Origin of the sequence: Corallococcus sp. EGB (genome assembly GCF_019968905.1) — a bacterium.
Taxonomy (GTDB): domain Bacteria; phylum Myxococcota; class Myxococcia; order Myxococcales; family Myxococcaceae; genus Corallococcus.
The window spans coordinates 5,691,314-5,713,417 of sequence record NZ_CP079946.1 but is presented as its reverse complement, the minus strand read 5'-3'; the positions used below and the strand labels follow the sequence as shown (position 1 = coordinate 5,713,417).

Sequence of the window (22,104 nt, the reverse complement as noted above, 5' to 3'; positions counted from 1 at the left end):
CTTGTCAGGCGCTGACGGCGCGCATCTGGTTTTCCGCCAGGGGCTCCTCGCGCACCACGGCTGGAAGCTCCGCTGCCGCTTCCTCACGGAGCAGCGCTTCGACGTGCGCGACGATGCGGGCGACCTCTTCCGAAGGTGAGCGGAACCAATCCGTGGACCAGATGCGGTGAAGGTTCCACCCGAGGCCCTTCAACACCTGGTCGCGAAGGCGATCGCGGTCCCGCGCGGAGCGCGATGAGTGATACCGCTCGCCGTCACACTCGACACCCAGGATGTATCGGCCTGGCTGCCGGGGATGCCGGAGGGCCATGTCGATGAAGTACCCGGCGACGCCCACCTGGGGAACCACTTCGAATCCTCGCGCCGTGAGCGCCTTCGCGACGGCGAGCTCGAAGTCAGAGTCCGGGGGCCGGCCGCTCCCAACACCATGTGCCACGGCTTCGCCTCTGGCTTCGAACAGGTACCGCTGGAGGACGCGCATCCCGCGGGGGCTGCTCTCCTGGATTTTGAGATCCGACGGTTCGAAGGACGCGAACACCGTCAGCGCGCACCGCGCCCGCGTGAAGAGGACGTTCAGCCGGCGATACCCGTCCGCCTGGTTGATCGGGCCGAAGTTCATCCGGAACTTCTCGTTCTTGTCGGGACCGAACGTGACCGACACGAAGATGGCGTCGCGCTCGTCGCCTTGGACGTTCTCCAGGTTCTTCACATCGAAGGGCATGGGAGACTTCTCCCACTTCGCCAGGAAGGCCCGGAGGCTCGCGTCTGTCTTCTCCTCGGCCGTCACCAGGTCGTCGATGAGGTCGCGCTGCTTCGAGTTCAACGTGACGACCAGCAGACTCTGCTCGGGACGCGTACGCGCGTGTTCTTTCACCTTCGCGAGCACTTCGCGGGCTTCGGGAACGTTCCGGTTGGACTCGTACAGCCCCTTTTCCACCTTGTGGAAGTGGAGTCCCAGTCCCTCCAACTGTTCGCCTGGAGCGGGGAAGGTGATGAGGTCGCCGTTGTAGAATTCACGGTTGCTGAAGGCGATGAGCGCGGGGTGGCGTGAGCGGTAATGCCAGCGCAACATGCGCGTGGGGAACCGCTCCGCTGCCGCCGTGAGGATGCTCTCTGAATCCTCCAGGAAGGATGGCCCCTGGGCTTCGTCGCCTTCTTCGTCGTCAGAAGCGACGTCCTCCTGCTCCACCTGGGCGAAGAAGTTGGTGGGAGGGAGTTGCTCCGGATCACCCACCACCACCAGCTGGCGTCCTCGCGCAATGGCTCCCAACGCATCTTCGGGGCGCATCTGGCTGGCCTCGTCCATCACCACCAGATCGAAGGTCAGCTGTCCGGCGGGTAGGTACTGGGCAACCGACTGCGGCCCCATCATGAAGCAGGGCATCAACGTCTGAAGTGCACTGCCGGCACGTGCCACCAGCTCACGGATGGGGAGATGGCGCTGCTTCTTTCCCAACTCGTGCTTGAGCAGGTGGGTCTCCGTCATGGCCCCCACCTTCGTCGAGGACACGCCAGAAGGAACCGGACGCTGGCTGAGTTGCCGCGCCAGATAGCGGCCCTGCTTTTCGATGCAATGCGTGTCCAGGCGCGCGAATTCCTCGCGCTGGGATGCGTGGACGGCGCCCGTGAATTGGTCGAGCTCCGGTTGGTCGCGCAGGACGGCTTCCGCCAGGGTGCGGAAGAAGACGGCTTCGAAAGCCGCGAGCAGTCGATCCGGCTCCAGTCCAGGACGTGTATCGACGCGCTCCAGGAAGCCCGTGGTTCCCCGCGTTCGTGCGACGGCGCGTCTCTGCCGTTGGTACGCGCACCAGGCTGGGAGCGTCGCGGCCCGCTCGCGAGCCTGACGCAGGCGCATGACCGTCGCTTGAAGCGGCTTCTCGGCGGCGAGGTCCTCCCAGGCGCCCGGGGCCATCTTCCCCAGTCCCCATGCCTGAGCGGCGGACTCCTTGTAGGCGACAAGTGCTGCCTCGACCTCGTTCGTGGCCGTGAGCAGGTCCGCCTGCCTGCGTGGGGTGTCCTCGCGCAGCAGCCATTCCGCGAGTCCTTCTGGCAGCGGCGCTGAGAAAACGTCATCGACATGGCGGAGGGCGCTTCGGGGCCCCGCGATGGACGTCTTCCGGCCCCGGTAGACCACCCCAGGCAATGCCGCCGCGGGAGCGTGGGCCTCCAGCCGCTCCTCGGCTTCGCAGGCCTCGCGCACCCTGCGCAGCTGGCCTTGGAGCTGGGAAAGGGGCAGGGAAGGCGAAGCGTCCCCCATCCGTGCCCATTTGAGGACTTCGCCCAGGTGCTTCAGCAGGGCGTCGAGGCTGTCCTGGGCCTTGCCGCAGGGCTCGGTGTTCCAGGGCGCGTGAGGCAGGCCCATGCGAGTCGCGGCTTCCTGCACCGAAGCGCTGACGTCGCGGACCTGGGGCAGGTCTTCGCCCAGCACTCGGGCCTTCGCCAGGGCCTCTCGCCAATGGCTCGCCGGTCGCTCCAACACTGCGCGGCGGAGCTCCGCTCCCCGTTCTCCCAGGGGAAGGAGCAACGCATCGATGGTCCGGTAGGCGTCCAACCACGAAAGGATCCGGTCGAAGCGCGTGTCGATTCCCTGGAAGCGGGCGCCCAGGGCCGCTTTCAAGGCCGCGTCTTCATGGAAGCGCTCTCGTGCGGCGTGATGCGCCAGCAGATCCGTGTAGCCCTGGCTCAACACGGGCCGCGTCGGACGGACCCCGTGGGCCATCGCCTGGAAGTCCCGTCGCGCGGCACGCCATGGGCTCGAAAGCCAGGGAATGAATGGCGCCGTCGAGACCGCGACGGCATGCGCCTTGAGCGTCGCGAGCGGAGGAACGAGCTCGGGCATGAAGCGCACAGAGAGCGCCCGCGCCTGCTCCTTCAATGTGGAGCAGGTGCCGTGGGCCTGCCGAAGCGATTCCTCGACCTCGCGCTCGACCCACCGTGCGTCCCGCCACTCCAAAGTCGCTTCGTCCAGAGCCGCCATCGCTTCGATGACGCGGGCAAAAATCTGGAGCTGTTGAGGCGTCCAGAGCGAGACGTCGACTTCCAGGCTGGAGGCCACGGCGGTCATGAACCTGCGTCCCTGCTCCAGGGCCCGGGCCGCTCCTCCCACGGCCTCGTGCGCGCGTGTCAGGGTGACCATCGTGGTGTCGGGGAAAAGCAGGCGCAGGGCGATGTCGAGGACGGCCTCCGCTGCACGCAGCGCGGGCGCAGTCAGAGCCTCCTGGGAACGCCAGCCCGCCTCCAACCCTGCCCATTGCGCCTGGACCGACTCGATGGCGTCGAGCAGGGTGCGCAATCCCTCGCGTTGCGCTGAATCAAGGAGGACAGGGACCAGTTCCGGAGGTGCTCCCTCTGGAAGCGGCGGCAGAACCCGGACGGCGGAGACCAGGGCATCCGCCGCGAGTACGCTCGACCTGGGCGTGACGCCTGTGCGGGTGGTGAAGGCAGCCAGCGCCTTCTCCAGGCGCAGCGCGGACTCCTCCCAGGATGCGAACCGTTGAATGAGCGTCTGGCGCTCCTTGTCGGTCAGCGCGTCGTTCGTCACCCCCGCCCAGGGATGGGCCGAGGGGAGAGGGGCAACGCGGCGGACGTCCGCCAGTTGCGCCGCGAGCCCCCGAACCGCGTCGCGAACCTCCGCCAGGGACGTGGGGGACATTTCTTCTGCGCCCTCGAAGCGGAGGCCATCCAGTTCAACAACCGCATCGCCCAGTTCCGCTTCGGCGCGACTGACCTTCCAGAACACGTCGTGCGGTGACATGCCGAGCATCCCGAATGGCTTGTGCATTCGCTCGGAATGAGCGCGCAGGATGCTGGCCGCGCTTGAGACTTGTTCGGTAAGTGGGCGGGGTGCGCCTGCATTCGCATCCAGCTTGAGCCTTCGGCGCAGGTCCTCCATGAACTGCTGCTTCTGGGTCTTGTGGCTGTGGAGCTCCAGGCAGAACTCGCCCAGCCCGGCCTGTTGGAGACGGCGCGAGACGACCTCCAGCGCCGCCAGCTTCTGGGTGACGAACAGCACGGTCTTGCCCGCCGCCAGCGCCGCGCCGATGAGGTTGGTGATGGTCTGTGACTTCCCGGTGCCTGGGGGCCCCTGCACCACCAGGTTCTCGCCTCGAAGCACATCCACCAGCACGCTGTGTTGGCTGCTGTCCGCGTCAGTGATGAGCGGTGGGGGAGAAGCCTCCGGCGCGTCCAGGTCGTAGACCTCGTTCCGGCGTTCCCGGATGGCTGCGCCTCCTCCGCCTGGCTCGTTCGCCTGGGCCTGGCCTCCCATCAACGTCCGGACGAGCGGGTTCGTCAGCAGGGGGCTGTTCTGCGGCCATCGAGAGGGTTCCAGGTCCCGCCACATCAGGAGCCGTCCGAAGGACAGCAGCGTCAGGGTCACCTGTCGCTCCAGGCCCCATCCTGGACGAAGGCCTTTCAACAGCGCCGTCACCTTCGCGAAGTACGCCTCCAGCCCTTCCTCCGCGGAGAATGCAGGCAGTGTGATGCCGAACTCCTGCCTCAACTTCTCCTGAAGCGTGAGGTTCAGCTCAATGGACTCGCCTTCGTTGTAGTCCACCTCGTAGGCATGGACCTGCGTGTCCGGGTGGGCCTGGCCGCGCTTGAGGCTCACGGGCATGAGCACCAGAGGCGCGCAGCGGGGCTTCTCCTGCCGCGAATCGCCGGACTCGTACCAACGCAGGAATCCGAAGGCGATGTGGAGCAGGTTGGCCCCTGTCTCCTGAATGGCCGTCTGTGCGAGGCCATGGAGGCGGTGCAGGTGGCTCTCCAGATCCTCCGGGAAGTACAGCGTCTGCAGATGGCGGTCCTGGTGCTTGCGAGGACTGGTGCCGCTTTCCGCCGCGCCCGCCTGCGGCAGCTCATACCGGGTGTCGATGCCCAGGCGTTTCGCCTGTTGAAGCAGCAGCCTCTGCCGGGAGTCCCTGCTGGTGCTCTCCTCCGTCATCGAGAACACCACGGTCGCGGCGGTGGGGTCGGAAGCCTCATGCCCGGGTTCTGTTTCCGGAGGCGGCACCGGGAGGAAGGTGAGCGCGCGGTGGTTGCTCAGCCGCTCGAAGACGACGCCTGGAAGCTCATCCACGATTCGCAGCGACGTCCTGGCCGTGTGCTTGAAGTTGAGGAGCCGGTTGGTCGCGCTCAGATCCAGCAACCGGGTGCGTTGCCGCTGAAGCTCTTTCAGCAGGACCAAGTCGTGCGGATTCATGGATGGGTTCGCCCCCCGGGTCGTCATGGGTGGGACGACCTGGCACTCCAGGTTGTGGCGCATTCCCGGCGACGCGGGCATCCCCCGTGAGAGGTATTGACACGCACACGAGAACGCCGCCTCGCTTCCGGAGGACCGGAAACGGGCGGCGTGGGCACAGCCTGGAGTGACGAAAGGCTACCGGCGCTTCAGCGCCGCGTCCGCGTGCTTCTCCATGAACTCGGAGTAGGGGCCGTTGAAGTCGAGCACGTCCTTGCCCGCCTCCAGGCTCCAGATGCGGGTCGCGACCTCGGAGATGAGCTCCTGGTCGTGCGTCACGCAGATGACCGTGCCTTCGAACTTCGCCAGGCCTTCCGCCAGCGCCGCGATGGACTCCAGGTCCAGGTGGTTCGTCGGCTCGTCGAGGATCAACACGTTGTCCTGCATGATCATCAGCTTGGACAACAGCACGCGCACCGTCTCACCACCGGAGAGCGTGTCCGTGTTCTTCATCCGCTCCTCACCCGAGAAGAGCATCCGGCCCAACACGCCGGAAATCTCCTCGTTCGTCAGCTTCTCGCTGATCTCCCGGAGGTAGCCGAAGCACGTCGTGCCCTTGTGGATGACGCCGTGGTGGTCCTGCGGCAGGTAGCCCACCGTCGCCTGGTGGCCCCAGGTGATGCTGCCCGCGTCCGGCTCCAGCTTGCCCGCCAGCATCTTCACCAGCGTCGACTTGCCCACGCCGTTGCGGCCAATCACACAGATGCGCTCGCCCTTGCAGACCAGGCCGGTGAAGGGCTTGATGACCGGCACCCCGTCGAAGGACTTCTGCAGCCCCTCGAACATCAGCGTCTGACGGCCGCTCGCCACCTTCTGGTCGAACCGGATGAACGGCCGCGCGATGTTCGAGCGCTTCAGGTCCTCCGTCTTCAGCTTCTCGATCTGCTTGATGCGGCTCTGCACCTGCGACGCGCGCGTACCCGCGTGGAAGCGCGCCACGAAGTCCTGCAACTGGGCGATCTTCTTCTTCTTCTCCGCCGTCTCGGACTCGACCCGGGTCCGCAGCTGCGACTTCTGCCGGACCATGTCGTCGTAACCACCCGTGTACTGGATGATGGTCTCGTAATCGATGTCCGCGATGTGCGTGCAGATGGAGTTCAGGAAGTGCCGGTCGTGGCTGATGGTGATCAGCACGCCCTCGTACACATGGAGGAAGTTCTCCAGCCAGCGGATGGAGTCGATGTCCAGGTTGTTCGTGGGCTCGTCGAGCAGCAGCCCCTCGGGCTTGCCGAACAGCGCCTGCGCGAGCAGCACTCGCAGCTTCAGGCCGCCCGTCAGCTGACGCATGGGCCCTTCATGGAAGGACTCCTCGATGCCGAGGCCGGCGAGCAGCGTGGCCGCGTCGCTCTCCGCGGAGTAGCCGTCCTCTTCCGCGATGACGCCTTCCAGCTCACCCAGCCGGTTGCCGTCCTCCTCGGTGATGTCGGCCTTGGCGAGCAGCTTGTTCTTCTCGTCCATCGCCGCCCACAGGTGGCGGTTGCCCATCAACACCACGTCGATGACGCGGTCGTTCTCGTAGCGGAAGTGGTCCTGGCGCAGGATGCCCAGCTTGCGCGGGCGGATGATCTCGCCCATGTCCTGCTCCTCGTCTCCCGCGAGGATCTTCATGAACGTGGACTTGCCGGCCCCGTTCGGACCAGTCAGGCCGTAGCGACGGCCCGGCGAGAAGGCGACGTTGACCTCCTCGAACAGCTTCTTGGGCCCATAGGCCTTGGAGACGTTGATGACGTTGAACATGGCGGCGGCTTGTAACGGAAATGGCGCGGCGACCCAAGACGCGCGGTAAATCGAAGCCCGGCGGCGTACCGGAGGACCCAATGTAACCGCCGACCTGCCCGGGAAATGCCGGCTTCCACTCCCCGCCATTCCCCAGCCCCCGGGGGCCGGGTAGGGAAACCGGGGCCTTCCGAGGGAGGAGGGGGGCTCCGGGCCTCCTGCTGGCCAGGCGGGCAGCCCCAGGAAGCGGGTGCCCTCGGACGGGCGGGCTGGGTATAAGGCCCGGCAATGGCCGTCCGCTTCGAGCTCCTCAATACCGACCCCACCGGCGCCCGTACGGGCATCCTCCACACCCGCAAGGGGTCCTTCCCCACGCCGATGTTCATGCCGGTGGCCACCCACGCCGGCTTCCGCCACCTCGCCATGGAGGAGGTCAAGGAGACGGGGGCCAAGGTCCTCCTCGCCAACACCTACCACCTGATGCTCCGGCCCGGCCCGGAGGTCTTCGAGCGCTTCGGCGGCATCCACCCCTTCATGGGCTGGGACGGCGCCGTGCTCACGGACTCGGGCGGGTTCCAGATCTTCTCCCTGCCGGAGGACCGGCTCATCACGGAGAAGGGCGCGCACTTCCGCAGCTTCTACGACAACAGCCGCCGGCTCCTGAGCCCCGAGTCCAGCATCGCCATGCAGCAGGCGATCAACTCGGAGATCATGATGGTGCTGGACGTGTGCATCGACTCGCGCACGGACGAGGCCGGCACCCGCGAGGCCATGGAGCGCACCCACCGCTGGGCCGTGCGCAGCCTCGCCGCGAAGGAGGCGCGCCCCACGGGCCAGGCGCTGTTCGGCATCGTCCAGGGCGGCGTGCACCCGCACCTGCGCGATGAGAGCGCCGCGTTCCTCACGAAGCTGCCCTTTGACGGTTTCGCCATCGGCGGGCTGGCGGTGGGGGAGACCAAGGTGGAGCGCGACACGATGACCGAGCGCGCCACCGCGTCCCTGCCGCAGGACAAGCCGCGCTACCTGATGGGCGTGGGCACGCCTACGGACCTCCTGGAGGCGGTGCTGCGCGGCGTGGACATGTTCGACTGCATCATCCCCACGAAGATGGCGCAGCAGGGCTACGCGTACACCTTCCAGGGCCTGGTGCGCATCTCCCGCACCGCGTACCGCCTGGAGGACGGGCCGCTCGACCCCGAGTGCGACTGCTACGTGTGCAAGAAGTACTCGCGCGGCTACCTCCAGCACCTGATGCGCGGCAAGCACCACCTGGGCTCGCGCTTCCTGTCCGTGCACAACGTGCGGCACTACCAGAAGCTCATGGAGCGCGTGCGCGAGGGCATCCTGCGCAACGGCTACGCGCAGACGTACCGCGAGCTGAAGACGGCCATCGCCACGCCCAAGGATTTGAAGGACGAGGCCGCCGCTTCCGCCGCCACCCTGAAGGACGTGGGCTGAAGTCCGGGCGCGCGTCCCTCCGCCCGCCCTCCGGCCGGGTTGCGACCCGAGTCGCTCTGGCAGCGGTGCGGCGGGACGTGGCGGGGTAGCCTGCGGTGCCCCGGGGCTTGCGGCTCCGGGGCTTCTTCGCCGCATGGACCCGCGCGTCGCCAGCCTCCTGAGTCACGTCCGCGCGAGCGCGGAGAACCGGCCCGGTGTGTACCGGTTCCTCGGCCCCGCTGGAGAGCTGCTCTACGTGGGCAAGTCCGTGCGCGTGCGCACGCGGCTCCTGTCGTACTTCCGCGCGGAGGAGGGCGAGAAGGCCTGGGAGATCGTCGCCCAGGCGCACCAGGTGGAGTGGGAGTACACGGCCAGCGAGTTCGCCGCGCTCCTCCATGAGTTCCGGCTGATCAAGAGCCACCGGCCCCTCTTCAACGTGGAGCACAAGCGCGACCGCGCGCACTGCTTCCTCCAGCTCACGCGTGAGGCCGTGCCCCGGTTGCGCGTGGTGGGGCAGCCCGGCGGTGGCGGGAGCGCGGAGTACTTCGGGCCCTTCCACGGCCGGCACACCATGGCGGACGTGGTGCGCGCGGTGAATGACCTGCTGGAGCTGCGCGACTGCCCGTCCGAGACGCCCATGCGGCTGGCGGATCAGATCCAGCTCTTCCCCCTGAAGGACGACCCCCGGTGCATGCGCGGGCAGACGGCGCGGTGTCTGTCTCCATGCGCCGGCGGGTGCACGACGGCGGAGTACCTGGCGCAGGTCGCGCTGGCGCGGGCGTTCCTCAATGGCGAGTCGGACCGGCCGCTGGTCATCCTCCGCGAGCGCATGGCGATGGCGGCGCGGCGGCTCCAGTTCGAATACGCGGCGGAGCTTCGCGACCGCGCGGAGCGGCTGGAGAACGTGCAGGCGTGGATCGTCGAGCTGGGCCGCACACTGCGGCGGCTGTCGCTCGTCTACACGGTGCGCGGACACGGCGGCGAGGACCGCGTGTACGTGCTCAGACGGGGACGGATCCGCGCGGAGGTGCCCGCGCCCCAGACTCCGGAGGAGCACGCGATGCTGGACGCGCGCGTGCAGGACATCTTCTCCGTGCCGGAGCCGGAGGCGATTGGCCTTCGCGCGCAGGAGGCCCAGGAGGTGATGCTCGTCGCAAAGTGGTTCCGCCTGCATCCGGATGAGCTGGAGTCGACGGTGCCTGCTCCCTCGCGGGCTGGGAGCGAGGAGGCCTCGGAGGCCCGCGCCGCGCTTGCTCGCACGCTGGAGCGCACCGTGGAGGGGCCGGAGGAACCGGAGCCCGACGGCACCTCCGACTCAGCGTAGGTCCGTGGGGTGATGACACCGGACACCAGCCCGCCAACGGTTGTCATCAGCCCCGCCGGCCTTCGCTGACGAGGACGGGCCCACGGGCTCAGGAAACACAGGGGTTTGGCTTCCACCTCATGGGGCACGCGTGCTGGCATGCGCCGTGCTCATGGGACAGGCATCCCCGCGGTTTCTTCGAGGCCCTGTCCCATGGCGATCTCCTCCCTGTCGCGTCCGTCCTCCAACCCGTTGGCGAACCGCCCCGCCGATGCCGCGCAGGCCCCACGGAATGTCGTGGTGAAGGTCGTCACTCCGGACGGCTCGCCGGTGAAGACGGTGGACTCCGCGAAGCAGCCCAAGGAGTTCGCCGCGCTGCTCAAGGAATTGGGTCTGACGAAGGAGTCCCTGCTGAAGGGCGAGGGTGCGAAGGCCCAGGGCCCGAAGCCCACCGGCGCACAGCGCTTCCAGCAGAACTGGCGGCGCGACAGCTTCGAGCCATCCAAGGCCCAGGCCCAGAAGCCCCAGCCGGCTCCGGCTCCCGCCCAGGCGCAGCCCACGCCGCCTCCCACGCAGGCGCAGGGCGCGAAGGGCCCGTCCTCCGGCAAGAGCGCGGATCAGGTGGCCCAGGACATCGCGAAGGAGGCCACGTCCTGGAAGTACGACTACTCGGGCGGCAAGACGTGGGATGCCGCCATGAAGAACGCCAGCAACTTCGACGCGTCCAAGTCCGGCGTCTGCGTGGACATGGCCATCGAGGCCGAGCAGCGCTTCGAGCAGGCCGGCGTGGAAGCGCACGTCGTCTTCGGCAAGACGGACCGGGGCGACCATGCGTGGGTGGAGTTCAAGGACGACAAGGGCCAGTTCCAGGCCTTCGACCCCACCGCTGCGGCCTGCACCAAGAAGGCCGACGACGCCATCACCCCATATGACAGCGGCGCGTACCAGTACCAGGGCGTCACCGAGACCCACGAGGCCGTGGCCTGAAGTCCCCGCCGTGGAGCCCTGCTACCGGAGGTTCCGGATGACGCGGCAGGGATTTCCCGCGGCGAAGACGTACGCGGGAATGTCCCGCGTCACCACGCTGCCCGCGCCGATGGTGGTCCCCTCGCCGATGGTGACGCCCGGGCAGATGATGGACCCGCCGCCAATCCACACCTTGGAGCCGATGGTGATGGGCTTGCCCAGCTCAGGGCCCTTGATGCGTTCATCCGGGTCCAGGGGATGCGTGGCCGCGTACACCTGCACGCTCGGACCGAAGGACACGTCGTCGCCAATCGTCACCGTGTTGCAGTCCAGGATGACGCAGTTGAAGTTCATGAAGACGCGGTCGCCCAGCCGGATGTGCTCGCCGTAATCGCAGTTGAACGGCGGTTCGACCCACGTGCCCGCGCCCACCTTGCCCAGCAGCTCCTGGAGCAGGCTTTCACGCAGCGGCAGTTCGTCCTGGGTGGACTGGTTGTAGGAACGCAGGAGCTTGCGAGCGCGGGCCCGCTCGGCAATCAGTTGCGGGTCGGTGGCCACGTACAGTTCGCCCGCGAGCATCTTCTCTTTCTCGGTTCGTGCCATGCCCCGGAGGGTAGTCACGCTTTCCCCCTGGCGGGTGAACATCCCGTGCCCTGGCTTCCTGGGGACGGATGACACCGGACAGGGGGCCAGCGAGGATGCCGGCCATGAGGATCGAGCGGGTCGAGGAGACGCTGGAGCGCATCCGTCGCGAGGTGGAGCGGACGCCGGACGGCGTGCTGGCCTTCGATGGGGACGGGACGCTGTGGAGCGGGGACGTGGGCGATGACCTGTTCATGGCCCTGCTGGACCATGGCGGTGTGCGCCCCGAGGCGCGCGTGGCCCTGGAGTCGCTGGGCGCGCGCCATGGCGTGGAGGCGCATCCGGACGCGGTGACCCTGGCGCATGGGCTGTTCAAGGCGTTCGAGGCAGGGCGCCTGCCGGAGAAGGACACCTACGAGATGATGGCGTGGATCTTCGCCGGCTGGCACGCGGAGGAGCTGCGAGGCTTCGCCCACGACGTCGTGTCACGCCGGGGCGTGGCGGCTCGCGTCCATCCGGAGGCCCGCCGCGTGGTGGAGTGGGCGCGCGGCCAGGGCGTGGACTGCTACGTGGTCAGCGCGTCGCCCCGCGCGGTGGTGGAGGCCGCCGTGCGCGAGGTGGGGATCCCGCCGGACTTCGTGGTGGCGTGCACGCCGAAGGAGGAGGGCGGACGGCTGCTGACGTCCGTCTTCGAGCCCGTGCCCTATGGCCCCGGGAAGGTGAACAGCCTGCGGTTGCTCACGAACCGGCCGCTCTGCGCCGCCTTCGGCGACAACGTGTTCGACCTGGACCTGCTCGCGGCGTCCCGCGTCCCGGTGGCCATCCGGCCCAAGCCCCGCCTGCGCGACCGTGCGGCGGAGCTTCCGGCGCTGGTGCAGCTGCACCCCGAGGAGGCGTGACGCAAAACGGGCGTGGAGGTCGCCCCCCACGCCCGTCTCGATGATGCAGCCTGGCGCCGCTTCGTGATGGGCCACGAAGCGGCGTCACGTCGAGGTCAGCTCCCCGTCACGGGGACGAACTCCACGCGGCGGTTGTCGCTGCGGCCTTCCGGCGTGTCGTTGGACACGCGCGGACGGTCAGGACCGTAGCCCTTCGCCTCCAGCCGCGAACCCGCGATGCCCTTCTGGATGAGGTACGCGCGCACGCGGTCCGCGCGCTGCTGGCTCAGCGTGCGGTTGGCGTCCTCCGGACCGCTGTTGTCCGTGTGGCCTTCGATCCGGACCTTCAGCTTCGGGTTCGCCTTCAGGTACGCGGCGATGTCATCCAACTGCCGCTGCTCGTTCTCGTGGAACTCCGACTGGTTCACCGGGAACTGGACGATGTGCTCCAGCGGCGACTTCGTCTCCACGGGCTGCTCCTCGGGAGGCGGCTGCTGGGGCTTGGGCTGCTCCTTCGCGGGGCAGCCGTGCTCGGACGCGGGGCCGGCTTGGTTCGGGCAGGCGTCCTCATCGTCGCGAACGCCGTCGCCGTCCGAGTCCGGCGCCGGGCAGCCGTGGTCGCGCGCAGTGCCGGCCTGCGTCGGGCACTGGTCCTCGCGGTCCACCACGCCGTCGCCGTCCGAGTCCTTGTCCGGGCAGCCGCCGTTCACCGCGGAGCCGGCCTCCAGCGGGCAGCGGTCGTCCTTGTTGGCCACGCCGTCGCCGTCGTCGTCCTCGTTCGGGCACTGCTCCGGCGTGTGGCTGCGGCCGGTGCGGCACTGGTCCACGGGGGCGGGCTCGTTCGCGTACGCGATGCCCGCGCCCAGACGGAACGACGGCGTGCCCGGGATGTCCGTGAAGCCGTGCCCCGCCAGCGCGAACGCCTCGAAGCCCGCGCCCACCGGCAGCCGCACGCCGCCCAGCAGCTCCAGCGCGACGTCGGACTGCACCAGCGACTCGGCGGCCTGCAGCGCGACTTCACCGCGCAGCCCCTTGCCGCGCGTGGCCACCACGACGCCCTGTTCCAGCTCGGTGCCGAAGTCGCGGCCCGGCTCGACCTCCTTCGAGCGGATCCGCACGCCCGCGTTGGCGCCCAGCACCACGGGCCCCAGCTCGCGGCTCACCGACACGCGGGGCGCCACCTGGAAGCCGGCCCAGCCCGCCTGACGGCCGAACGCGTCCGCGGTGCCGCCGGGCAGCCCGATGTCCAGTCCCAGGCCCAGGAACACCGGCGCGCCTTCCTCGCGCCGCAGCAGCTCGTAGCGCACGCCCAGCTCCGGCGTGCCCAGGCCGAACGAGTCCGGCGCGCTCACGCCCGCCAGCTGCTCCGCGCCGTGGCCGCCCTGCGCGATGATGACGGGCAGCTTCGCGGAGAACTCCAGCCGGTCCACCGGCGACCACGCGCCGGCCAGCCAGCCCGCGGTGCGGTAGTGGAGGATGGAGCGCTTCAGTCCGTCGTCGCCCTGGAGCAACAGGATGCCGCGCTCGTAGTTCACCATGAGGAGCAGGCGGTAGCCGCCCTCGGGGAGCACGCGGCCGGTGTCCACGAACATGGAGTCCGTCGCCGCGGGCTGGAAGCGCAGGCGCTCCAGGTCCATGGGGACGATGGGACTGGTGGTGGTCTGCCCGAACGCGGCGGGGGGGACGGCGGTGGCCAGCAGCGCGGCCAGCGCCCAGCTCTGGGTCTTCATGCGCAAGGCGGAGTCCATTCGAGAAAAGTGGGAGCGCATGTCTCAGTTCCCCCGGGCCGTGGGCTGGCGGCGGCGCGAAGTCCCCCAGGCCGCGAGCGCGGCGAGGAGGGCGAGCGCGGACGTGGTGCCGCCGGAGCTGTCACAGCCGCCGCCGGCGATCTCCACGACCTGGGCCTGGACGCGGACCTGGAACGTGCACTGCGCGGCGTTGCCCGCGTCATCCGTGGCGGTGACGGTGACGGTCGTCACCCCCGGCGAGAACGTGCTGCCCGACGCGGGCGAGGACGTCACGGCCGGGTGGGCCGTCACCGCGTCCGTGGCCGTGGGCTCGAACGTGACCGGCTCATTCCGAGCCGCCGTCCTGTCGCTGGGGCAGGTGAGGGCCGGCGCGGTGGTGTCGCGCACCGTCACCAGGAACGTGCAGGTGAGGCCGGTGGAGCTCGCCGTCACGGTCGTGGTGCCGAGCGGGAAGCGCGAGCCCGATGCCTGCGAGTAGCTCACCGGCAGCCCCGCCGGCTCCAGCACCGCGGGGTCGTAGGTCACGACGGCGCCGTCGGAGCCCGTCGCCTCCACGGTGACGTCCGCGGGGCAGGTGAGGGTGGGAGCCGCTCCCTCGACCACGGTGAGGGTGACGGTCGCGACGTTGCTGTCGTCAGCGCAGTCCCGCACGCGGTAGGTGAAGCTGTCCGTCCCCACGTAGCCCGCGGCGGGCGTGTACGTGAGCGCGGGCGGCGTGCCGGTCAGCGTGCCGTGCTGCGGCTGGGTGACGACGGTCCAGCTCAACACCTGGCCGGGATCCGGATCCGTTCCGCCCAGCGTCACCGCCACGGCCGTGTCCTTGCCCGTGGTGGCGCTCTGGTCCTGCGCGGACGGAGGCTGGTTGGCGACGACGGCCACCATGCGTCCACCGGAGATGGCGTTGGCGAAGACCGTGAGCCCGTAGGTGCCCAGCGGCGTGCCGGCGGGGACGGTCACCGTCGCGCGCGTCGCGGACGTGTCGCTGCTGGGGAGCGTCCAGAGCTGGCCGCCCTCCGCGGAGCGCAGCCGCACGAGCGGGAAGTCGGTGGGGGAGTCCGCGGAGTTGCCGCCGCTGCCGCTGGAGATGCCCCGGAACAGCAGGCCCTCCAGGACGGTGGGGCAGGCGGCGACGAGGGTCGCCGGAGCCGACACCGTGGGCCGCCACGCGGGCTGCGCGCCGTTCTCGTTGAACAGCTCCGCGTTGGGGCTGGTCATGCCGCCCGCGAGGAGCAGCTCGCCCGACGGCAGCGCCACGCTGAACAATCCTCCCGCGGTGGTGGGATCGGCGACCGTGGTCCAGCGGCCGAGCATGGGGTCGTAGGCCTCCGCGGTATTGGCGTAATCGCTGTTCGTGGTGATGCCGCCCGCGACCAGCACCTTTCCGGAGGGCAGCAGCGCGGCGGAGTGCAGCCAGCGCGGCTGCGCCAGCGCCCCGACGCTGGTCCAGGTGTTGGTGCCGGGCGTGTAGAGCTCCGTGGACGTGAGCTCCGTGCCGGCCGCGATGCCACCCGCCGCGAGCACCTGGCCCGAAGGCAGCAGCGTCAGCGACAGCTCGTCGCGAGCCCCCGCGAGGCTGGCCGCCGGCGTCCAGGTGTTGGTGGCGGGGTCGAACAGCTCCGCCGTCGCCAGCGCGGTGCCACTGCCATTGTGGCCACCCGCGACGAGCACCCGGCCATTCTGGAGGAGGACGGCGCGGTGCCCGGCGCGCGCGGTCGCGAGCGAGCCAGCCGGAGACCACGTGTCCGAGTCAGGGGCATACAGCTCCGCGGTGTTGAGCACCGTGGTGTCGCTCTGGCCGCCGACGACGAGCACCCGGCCATCCGGCAGGAGCGTGGCGGTGTGCAGGTGCCGCGAACCCGAGGGCGACGCCGCGGCGAGCCATGTTCTGGTAGCGGGGTCGAAGCGCTGCACGCTCGCCGTCGAGGTGTTCACGTTGCGGCCGCCCACGACCAGGACCTGCCCGGAGCGCAGGAGGGTCGCGGTGGCGCGCTCGCGCGGCACGTCGAGGTCGGGCAGGGCGGTCCACGCGTTGGTCGCGCGGTCATACAGCTCCGCGGCCGGCGACGACGTGAAGGCGCCACGCCCCCCCGTCACGAGCACCTGGCCCGAGGGCAGGAGCGCCACCGCGGCGTCCGTGCGGGGCGTGCCCATGGTGCCGGCCGGAGACCACTGGCTGGCGGCGGGATCGTAGACCTCCGTCGACGCGAAGAACGTCGTGGTGGGGGACGTATTGAAGCCGCCCGTGACGAACACCTTGCCGGTGGGCAGCAGCGTCGCGGTGTGGTTCTCGCGGCCGACATTCATCGTGCCCGCGGCGGACCAGGTGCCGGTGGAGGGGTCGTAGACTTCGGCCTCGACCTGCGGCGTGGTGCGGAACTCGGCGCCGCCGGTGACGAGGACGCGGCCATCGGGCAGCAGCGTGGCCTGGTGGCCGGAGCGCGGGAACGTCAGGCTGCCAGTCGCGGTCCAGGTGTTGGCGGTCGGGTCGTAGAGCTCGGACTGGGTCGTCACGCCGCCCGCGGTGAAGCCACCCGCGACGAGCACGCGGCCGTCGGGGAGCAGGGTGCTGGAGGAATAGTGGCGGGGCACCAGCGGGGGCGCGGCGGCGGACCAGGTGCCGGTGGCCGGGTCGTAGAGGTCGGCGCCGGGCACCTCACCGCTGCCGCTGAAGCCGCTCACCGCGAGCACCCGTCCGTCACGCAGCCGCGTCGCCATGTGCGCGTTGCGGCCCGCGGTCATGGCGCCGGTGGGGGTGAAGGTGTTGGCCACGGGGTCGTAGAGCTCCGCGGTCGTCAGCCGGACGCCTCCGCTGCCGATGCCACCCGCGACGAGGACCTGCCCCGAATCCAGCAGCGTGACCGTGGGCATGCCGCGGGTCGAGGACATGTTGCCCGTGGCGCTCCAGGTGCCCGCAACGGGATCGTAGACGCGGCCCGCCTGCGAGCCGTCGGTCAGGATCAGGACCTTGCCGGTGGACAGGAGCACGGCCTGCGTGATGTTGCCTTGGATGCCGGTCGTGCCCGCCGGGGTCCAGATGTTGGTGGAGGGATCGTAGGTCTCCGCCGTGCCCACGAAGCCGGAGCTGTGCACGCCGTTGATGACGAGCAGCTTCCCATCAGGGAGCAGGACGGCGGCGTGTTGCCCACGCGTCGTCGACATGGAAGCGGTGGCGTACCAGGCCGGCGCCGTCGCGAGACGCGCGTGCGTGGTGCGGACGTTCGCCGGTGCCGGGCGCTCGTTGTCGCCGCAGGACAGAAGGCCCAGGCTCGCTGCGAACACCAGGAGCCTGCTCCAGACAGCACGTTGTGACCGCATCGAAGAAACCCCGATCCGCGAGGGCTGGCGCGACCACGGCCGTCCGCCCACCGCTCGAGTTGAACACTCCGGGACGCGGATTATCAGCGCGCCGGGTGCTGGGGCAATGCGTGAAAAAATCCTGCGCGACTACCCGTCGCGTGGAGGCGTGCAGCGAGGAGCCACGGTTCCAGGCTCCGGGCCTGCTCACGATACGCCGACAGTGTTTCACCCGGCTGCGTGTCCCCAGCGCGGGGCGCAGGTCCGCCTTGAGGACAGGAAAGACCTTCCGCAGTCCTCTCGATGAGGCGAAAGACATGCGCGTACCTTGCCGGCGCTGATGCTCACGACAGGCCCAGCAGGGCGACGCACCTGACCAGCCATTTCAGCAACCGCAGCTCAGTCATCATCCTCACCCACGTCGTGCGCCGCCGCGTTGAACAGGCCGAAGCCTCCGGCCTCGTCGCTCGAAATCTCCGCGCGGCGCAGGGCAGGGGAGTCCCGCGTCTGTCCCACCGCCATCCACCGGGGCGCGGCCAGCAGCACGCCGTCCTTCGGCAACTCCGGCAACAGGTGCTCCAGGTCCCCGAGGATGAACTCCGCGTGCCCCACGCCCTCGGGCTCCGCCAGCTCCACCGGTGGGCGCCACGGCCCTCCGTCCAGATGCCCGAACGGAAAACTCCCCGAGCCCCTCGCGCCCCTGTAGCCGCCCTCCAGCAACTGCCGGGTTCTTTCCTCTCCACCCGTCACCGCCGGCAGGCACACGCGCGTCAGCCAGTCCCAGGTCGCCGTGCCCTGCTCCACCGGCCAGTCCAGCTCCACCGTGTCGCCCGCCTTCGCCAGCAGCGCGTCGATGAACGCACACGCCGCGCGAGGCCCCAGCACGCCGCCCCGGCGCGCCTCCACCACCGCCGCGGGCCACAGCTCCTCGCGGTAGTAGTGCGCGAAGTAGAACCCCGGCTCGTCCCACTCCGGGCTCGCGCCCCGCGGCAGCTTCGCCAGCACCAGCCCGCTCGACAGGTACGCGGGCCCCGTGGCCCGGGAGTGGAACTGGCTGAACGCCAGGCGGAACACCCGCACCGCCTGCCCCGCCTCCTCCGTCGCCTCCAACCCGTCCGGACACCCCGACCGCAGGTGGAAGTCGTCGAAGCGCAGGAACACGTCCACCCCCATGCCCACCGCGCTCTGGCACAGCGACTCCAGGCAGGCGGCCAGCGGATGGCCCGCGTCCACCGGGGCCTCCCACGCCGCCGCCAGCACCGTGCGCGTCGCGGCTTCCACCCGCAGCGACAGCCGCACCCGGCCTCCCGCGACGGGGGCCTCCCCATGCCGGACGTCCTCCCCGTGAAGCGCGCCCCGATGTTCCTGCCCTGGAGTCGTCATGCTAGGCACCCATCCTTTCCCACACGTCCCCTCCAGGCCAGGAGCCCCATGTCCGAGCCCTCCCATCCGCGCGACGGCGACTTCGAACTCGTCACCCTGCGCAACGGCCACCGCGCCGTGCGCCACCTGGGCCACGGCGAGGTCATGCACCCCGCGGTGGGCCCCTGGCAGGAGGCCCTGCGCCTCTATGTGGATCAACCCGGCCTCGCGGACCGCCTGCGTCAGCCCGGCCCGCCGCTCGTCATCCACGACGTGGGCCTGGGCGCCGCCACCAACGCCGTCGCCGCGCTCACCCGCGCCCGCGAGCTGGGCCCGGAGCGCGCGCGCGAGCTGCACATCGTCAGCTTCGAGGTGGACCTGGCCCCCTTGCGCCTCGCGCTCGCGGACGCGGAGGGCTTCCCCTTCCTCCAGCCGTTCCGCGCCGCCGCGGAGAGCCTCATGAAGCACGGCGCCTGGTCCGAGCCCGGCATCCAGTGGACCCTCAAGCTGGGGGACGCGGTGCCCTTCCTGGAGGAGGACCTGCCCCCCGCGGACCTCGTCTTCTTCGACCCGTTCTCACCCGCGTCCAACCCGGACATGTGGACCGAAGGGGTGCTCGCCCGGGTGCGCCGGCACTGCCGCGAGGACGGGGAGGGCGCCCTGCTGATGACCTACAGCGCGGCCACGCCCACCCGCGTCACGCTGCTGCTCGCGGGGTTCTACGTGGGCGCCGGCGTGTCCACCGGCACCAAGGGGGAGACCACCGTGGCCTCGACCCGCTACGAACCCCTCACCGCCCCGCTGGGGACCCGGTGGCTGGAGCGCTGGGAGCGCTCGTCCTCCCGGGCCCCGCATGGGGGCACCCTCACGCCTGAGGTCGAGCGTCGCCTCCGGACCCATCCTCAGTGGCGCTGAGCCCCCCTTCCGCGGGGGCCTCGCTCCAGCGCAGGTGGAACGTCGCCGCCGTGCCGTCGAACTCCTCCGGCAGCGCCACCACCCGCCAGCCCCCGCACAGCGCCACCGCGCGCGCCAGCAGCCCCGCCGCGAACGTCGGCTGATCCGCCAGCACGTCGTTCATCCACAGCTCCAGCGACGTCGCGCCGCGCTCCACGATTTTGACTTCACTGAAGTTGTTGCCGGCGCGAAAGCCGAGGTCCGCCCGCAGCAGCATCCTCCGGGGGCCCGCCAGCCGGCCCACGCCCAGCAGCGCGCGGCCGAAGAAGGTGCCGAAGTAGGCGTCCATGAAGCGCTCGCCGAGGGAGTAGTACGCCGCCTCCGCGGGCACACCGCCGTAGACGTGGCCGGCCGCGATGCGCAGGAACTCCCGCCACTGGTCCAGGGTGTAGGCGCGCTCCAGCTTGCGGTCGAGGTCCAGCCCCGCCCGCTTCAGGTGCTCGCGGCACGCGGGCGTCAGGCGGTTCTCCAGCGCCCGGACAAAGAGCGCTTCGACGGTCTGGGCGAAGACGAGCTTCTCAGGATTCATGCGGAGCACCCTACACGAAGCCTCCCATGCGATGCTCCCCCACCTGTGTACTGACGTTCAGTGCCGTGCCCCACGAGTGTCAGGAAGCTGGCGCGCGCCGCACCCTTCGTGAACTCCGGGTGTTTTCAGACCCCGCGTTGACGGCCCGCGCCACCAGTCCGCGCAGCCACTGGTGGGCGGGGTCACCGTCGAAGCGCTCGTGCCACACCTGGAGGATGTCGAAGGAGGGCAGGGGGAGGGGTGGGGGGAAGACCTTGAGTGGATACGCGTTGCTGAACGCGGCGATAAGGCGGCGGGGCGCGGTGAGGATGTGGTCGGAGCGCGACACCACCAGCGGGGCGATGAGGAAGTACGGCACCCGGACCGCGATGCGGCGCGGGGGCAGGCCTCGCCGGGCCAGGGCCAGGTCCACCGCGCCCACGCCGTCGCCCTTGGGGCTGATGAGGACGTGGGTCAGCTTCAGGTAGGTGTCCAGGTCCAGCGTGCGGCGCACGGTGGGGTGGCCTTCGCGCACCACGCAGACGAAGTCCTCGGTGAGGAGCTTCTGCTGGCGCAGGCCCGGCCCGGACGGCACGGGCGCGACGATGATGGCCAGGTCCACCTCGCCCGTCTCCAGGTGGCTGGGGAAGGTGTTGCTGTCCACGTGCAGCACGGACAGGTCCACGCCGGGGGCCTCGCGGCCCAGGAGTTCCAGCGCGCCCGGCAGCAGCACCGACCCGAAGAAGTCGCGCGTGGCCAGGGCGAAGCGCCGGGTCGCGGTGGCGGGCTCGAAGGGAGGCTCGTCGCGAAGGGCACGGCGCAGCTCGGCCAGCCCCCGCTTGAGCGGCGCGGCCAGCTGCTGCGCTCGAGGCGTCAGCACCATGCCGCCCCGGCCACGGATGAGGAGCGCGTCGCCCAACAGCTCCCGGAGCTGGGCAAGCGCATGGCTCATCGCGGACTGGGTGAGGCCCACGCGCGCGGCGGCGCGGGTGACGTGCGTCTCCTTCAGCAACGCGTCCAGCGCCACCAACAGGTTGAGGTTGATGCCGGAGAGGTCCACCTCGTCCGGGATGGGGGCGGGGGCATCATGAGCACAGCGCATGGAGGCATGCATAGCATGCAGTGGCCTCATGCAGGGGGCGGGGGCACTGTTCACGCCATCTCGCGGTCGCTGGAGGCAAACCCCATGTCCATCGTCATCAACACCCCGAACGGCAACATCGGTCGTCCCCTCGTGCAGAGGCTCTTGAAGGCGGGCCGGAAGGTCACCGTCATCTCTCGCACCCCGGAGAAGATCGCGGACCTGGTGAAGCTGGGCGCGAAGGTGGTGCAGGGCTCCCTCGACGAGCAGGCCACGCTGGACGCGGCGCTCGCTGGCGCGGAGGCGCTGTTCTGGCTCTCACCGCCCGCCATCCGCCCGGACTTCAACGCTTGGGCGACGGCGAACGGCCAGCGGGCCGCGCAGGCCGTGAAGGCGCATGGCGTGAAGCGCGTGGTGCTCATCTCCAGCGTCGGCGCGCAGAACGGGCCGGGCACGGGGCCGGTGTCCGTGATGAAGCCCCTGGAAGAGGCCTTCCAGGCGGCGGCCCCGAACGTCGTCAGCCTGCGCGCGGGCTTCTTCATGGAGAACCTGCTGCGCGACGTGGACAGCCTGGTGAAGGCCGGCGCCATCTTCAGCGTGAGCCCGGAGACGAAGCCCCTCCCCATGGTCGCCACGGCGGACATCGCGGCGAAGGCCGCCGAGTACCTGCTCGACACGTCGTGGACGGGCCACCGCTGCGTGGGCGTGCACGGGCCCAAGGACCTCACCTATCCGGAGGTCGCGAGCATCCTCACCGAGGTGCTGGGCCAGCCCGTGAAGTACGTGCGGGTGGGGCTGGAGGACCTGCGCAAGGGCATGACGGGCGCGGGCATGCCGGCCTTCGCGGTGGACAACTTCGTGGAGATGTACGGCGCCCTCCTGGACGGGCGCATGGACCCGGCCGAGCCTCGCTCGAAGGAGACCACCACGCCCACCACGCTGGCGCAGTTCGCCAGCACCGTGCTCAAGCCCCTGGTGGAGCGGGCGCGCGCGTCGTAGCGGGATTCCCGTCAGTCCGCCCGCTCGCGGAACCGGA

General features: G+C 69.9%; 14 protein-coding genes and 1 pseudogene. 6 read left to right on the top strand and 9 right to left on the bottom strand.

Going from position 1 to position 22,104, the window contains the following annotated elements:
* Positions 1 to 4: 4 nt before the first annotated feature.
* The 3 genes and pseudogenes from KYK13_RS23380 to KYK13_RS23370 all read right to left on the bottom strand — a co-directional run bounded on the left by KYK13_RS23380 (position 5) and on the right by KYK13_RS23370 (position 6,976).
* The gene (locus tag KYK13_RS23380; protein WP_223646719.1) at positions 5 to 4,429 is read right to left on the bottom strand and encodes an AAA domain-containing protein; all 4,425 of its coding nucleotides are present in this window, start codon (positions 4,427 to 4,429) and stop codon (positions 5 to 7) included.
* Positions 4,430 to 4,510: 81 nt separating this feature from the next.
* A pseudogene (locus KYK13_RS39365) lies at positions 4,511 to 5,200 on the bottom strand (DUF4011 domain-containing protein); the annotation flags it as partial.
* 177 nt (positions 5,201 to 5,377) lie between these two features.
* Complete coding sequence (locus tag KYK13_RS23370; protein WP_223633518.1) at positions 5,378 to 6,976, bottom strand: ABC-F family ATP-binding cassette domain-containing protein; 1,599 nt, start codon at positions 6,974 to 6,976, stop codon at positions 5,378 to 5,380.
* A 267-nt stretch (positions 6,977 to 7,243) separates the two neighbouring features.
* Here KYK13_RS23370 and tgt point away from each other — a divergent pair, with 267 nt between their 5' ends.
* The 3 genes from tgt to KYK13_RS23355 all read left to right on the top strand — a co-directional run bounded on the left by tgt (position 7,244) and on the right by KYK13_RS23355 (position 10,682).
* Complete coding sequence (gene tgt / locus KYK13_RS23365; protein WP_223633516.1) at positions 7,244 to 8,413, top strand: tRNA guanosine(34) transglycosylase Tgt; 1,170 nt, start codon at positions 7,244 to 7,246, stop codon at positions 8,411 to 8,413.
* 133 nt (positions 8,414 to 8,546) lie between these two features.
* The gene (locus KYK13_RS23360) at positions 8,547 to 9,716 is read left to right on the top strand and encodes a nuclease (RefSeq protein ID WP_223633515.1); all 1,170 of its coding nucleotides are present in this window, start codon (positions 8,547 to 8,549) and stop codon (positions 9,714 to 9,716) included.
* A gap of 192 nt (positions 9,717 to 9,908) precedes the next feature.
* The gene (locus KYK13_RS23355) at positions 9,909 to 10,682 is read left to right on the top strand and encodes a transglutaminase-like domain-containing protein (protein ID WP_223633513.1); all 774 of its coding nucleotides are present in this window, start codon (positions 9,909 to 9,911) and stop codon (positions 10,680 to 10,682) included.
* 21 nt (positions 10,683 to 10,703) lie between these two features.
* Here KYK13_RS23355 and KYK13_RS23350 read toward each other — a convergent pair whose 3' ends face one another.
* The gene (locus KYK13_RS23350; RefSeq protein ID WP_223633511.1) at positions 10,704 to 11,264 is read right to left on the bottom strand and encodes a sugar O-acetyltransferase; all 561 of its coding nucleotides are present in this window, start codon (positions 11,262 to 11,264) and stop codon (positions 10,704 to 10,706) included.
* Positions 11,265 to 11,368: 104 nt separating this feature from the next.
* Here KYK13_RS23350 and KYK13_RS23345 point away from each other — a divergent pair, with 104 nt between their 5' ends.
* Positions 11,369 to 12,142 carry an HAD family phosphatase gene (locus tag KYK13_RS23345; RefSeq protein WP_223633508.1) on the top strand — a complete coding sequence of 258 codons (774 nt, stop codon included), beginning with the start codon at positions 11,369 to 11,371 and terminating at the stop codon, positions 12,140 to 12,142.
* Positions 12,143 to 12,237: 95 nt separating this feature from the next.
* Here the strand turns inward: KYK13_RS23345 and KYK13_RS23340 are convergent, their stop codons facing one another.
* The 3 genes from KYK13_RS23340 to KYK13_RS23330 form a co-directional block, all read right to left on the bottom strand.
* A complete protein-coding gene (locus tag KYK13_RS23340) occupies positions 12,238 to 13,851 on the bottom strand; it encodes an OmpA family protein (protein ID WP_223633505.1) in 1,614 nt (537 codons plus the stop codon).
* Positions 13,852 to 13,893: 42 nt separating this feature from the next.
* The gene (locus tag KYK13_RS23335) at positions 13,894 to 17,148 is read right to left on the bottom strand and encodes a kelch repeat-containing protein (RefSeq protein WP_223633502.1); all 3,255 of its coding nucleotides are present in this window, start codon (positions 17,146 to 17,148) and stop codon (positions 13,894 to 13,896) included.
* A 414-nt stretch (positions 17,149 to 17,562) separates the two neighbouring features.
* The gene (locus tag KYK13_RS23330) at positions 17,563 to 18,546 is read right to left on the bottom strand and encodes a hypothetical protein (protein ID WP_223633496.1); all 984 of its coding nucleotides are present in this window, start codon (positions 18,544 to 18,546) and stop codon (positions 17,563 to 17,565) included.
* Between the two features lie 48 nt (positions 18,547 to 18,594).
* Here KYK13_RS23330 and KYK13_RS23325 point away from each other — a divergent pair, with 48 nt between their 5' ends.
* Positions 18,595 to 19,440, top strand: coding sequence for a tRNA (5-methylaminomethyl-2-thiouridine)(34)-methyltransferase MnmD (locus tag KYK13_RS23325; protein ID WP_223633492.1), 846 nt, complete (start codon positions 18,595 to 18,597; stop codon positions 19,438 to 19,440).
* Here KYK13_RS23325 and KYK13_RS23320 read toward each other — a convergent pair.
* Positions 19,391 to 20,008 (bottom strand): DUF2378 family protein, encoded by a 618-nt coding sequence (locus tag KYK13_RS23320; RefSeq protein ID WP_223633490.1) that lies wholly within the window; start codon positions 20,006 to 20,008, stop codon positions 19,391 to 19,393. The two genes, KYK13_RS23325 and KYK13_RS23320, sit on opposite strands and share 50 nt — an antisense overlap.
* Before the next feature lie 79 nt (positions 20,009 to 20,087).
* Positions 20,088 to 21,089 (bottom strand): LysR family transcriptional regulator, encoded by a 1,002-nt coding sequence (locus tag KYK13_RS23315; protein WP_223633488.1) that lies wholly within the window; start codon positions 21,087 to 21,089, stop codon positions 20,088 to 20,090.
* 84 nt (positions 21,090 to 21,173) lie between these two features.
* Between KYK13_RS23315 and KYK13_RS23310 the strand changes: the two genes are divergently transcribed.
* On the top strand, positions 21,174 to 22,067 hold the full coding sequence (locus KYK13_RS23310) for an NmrA family NAD(P)-binding protein (RefSeq protein ID WP_223633486.1): 894 nt from the start codon (positions 21,174 to 21,176) through the stop codon (positions 22,065 to 22,067).
* Positions 22,068 to 22,104: the final 37 nt, after the last annotated feature.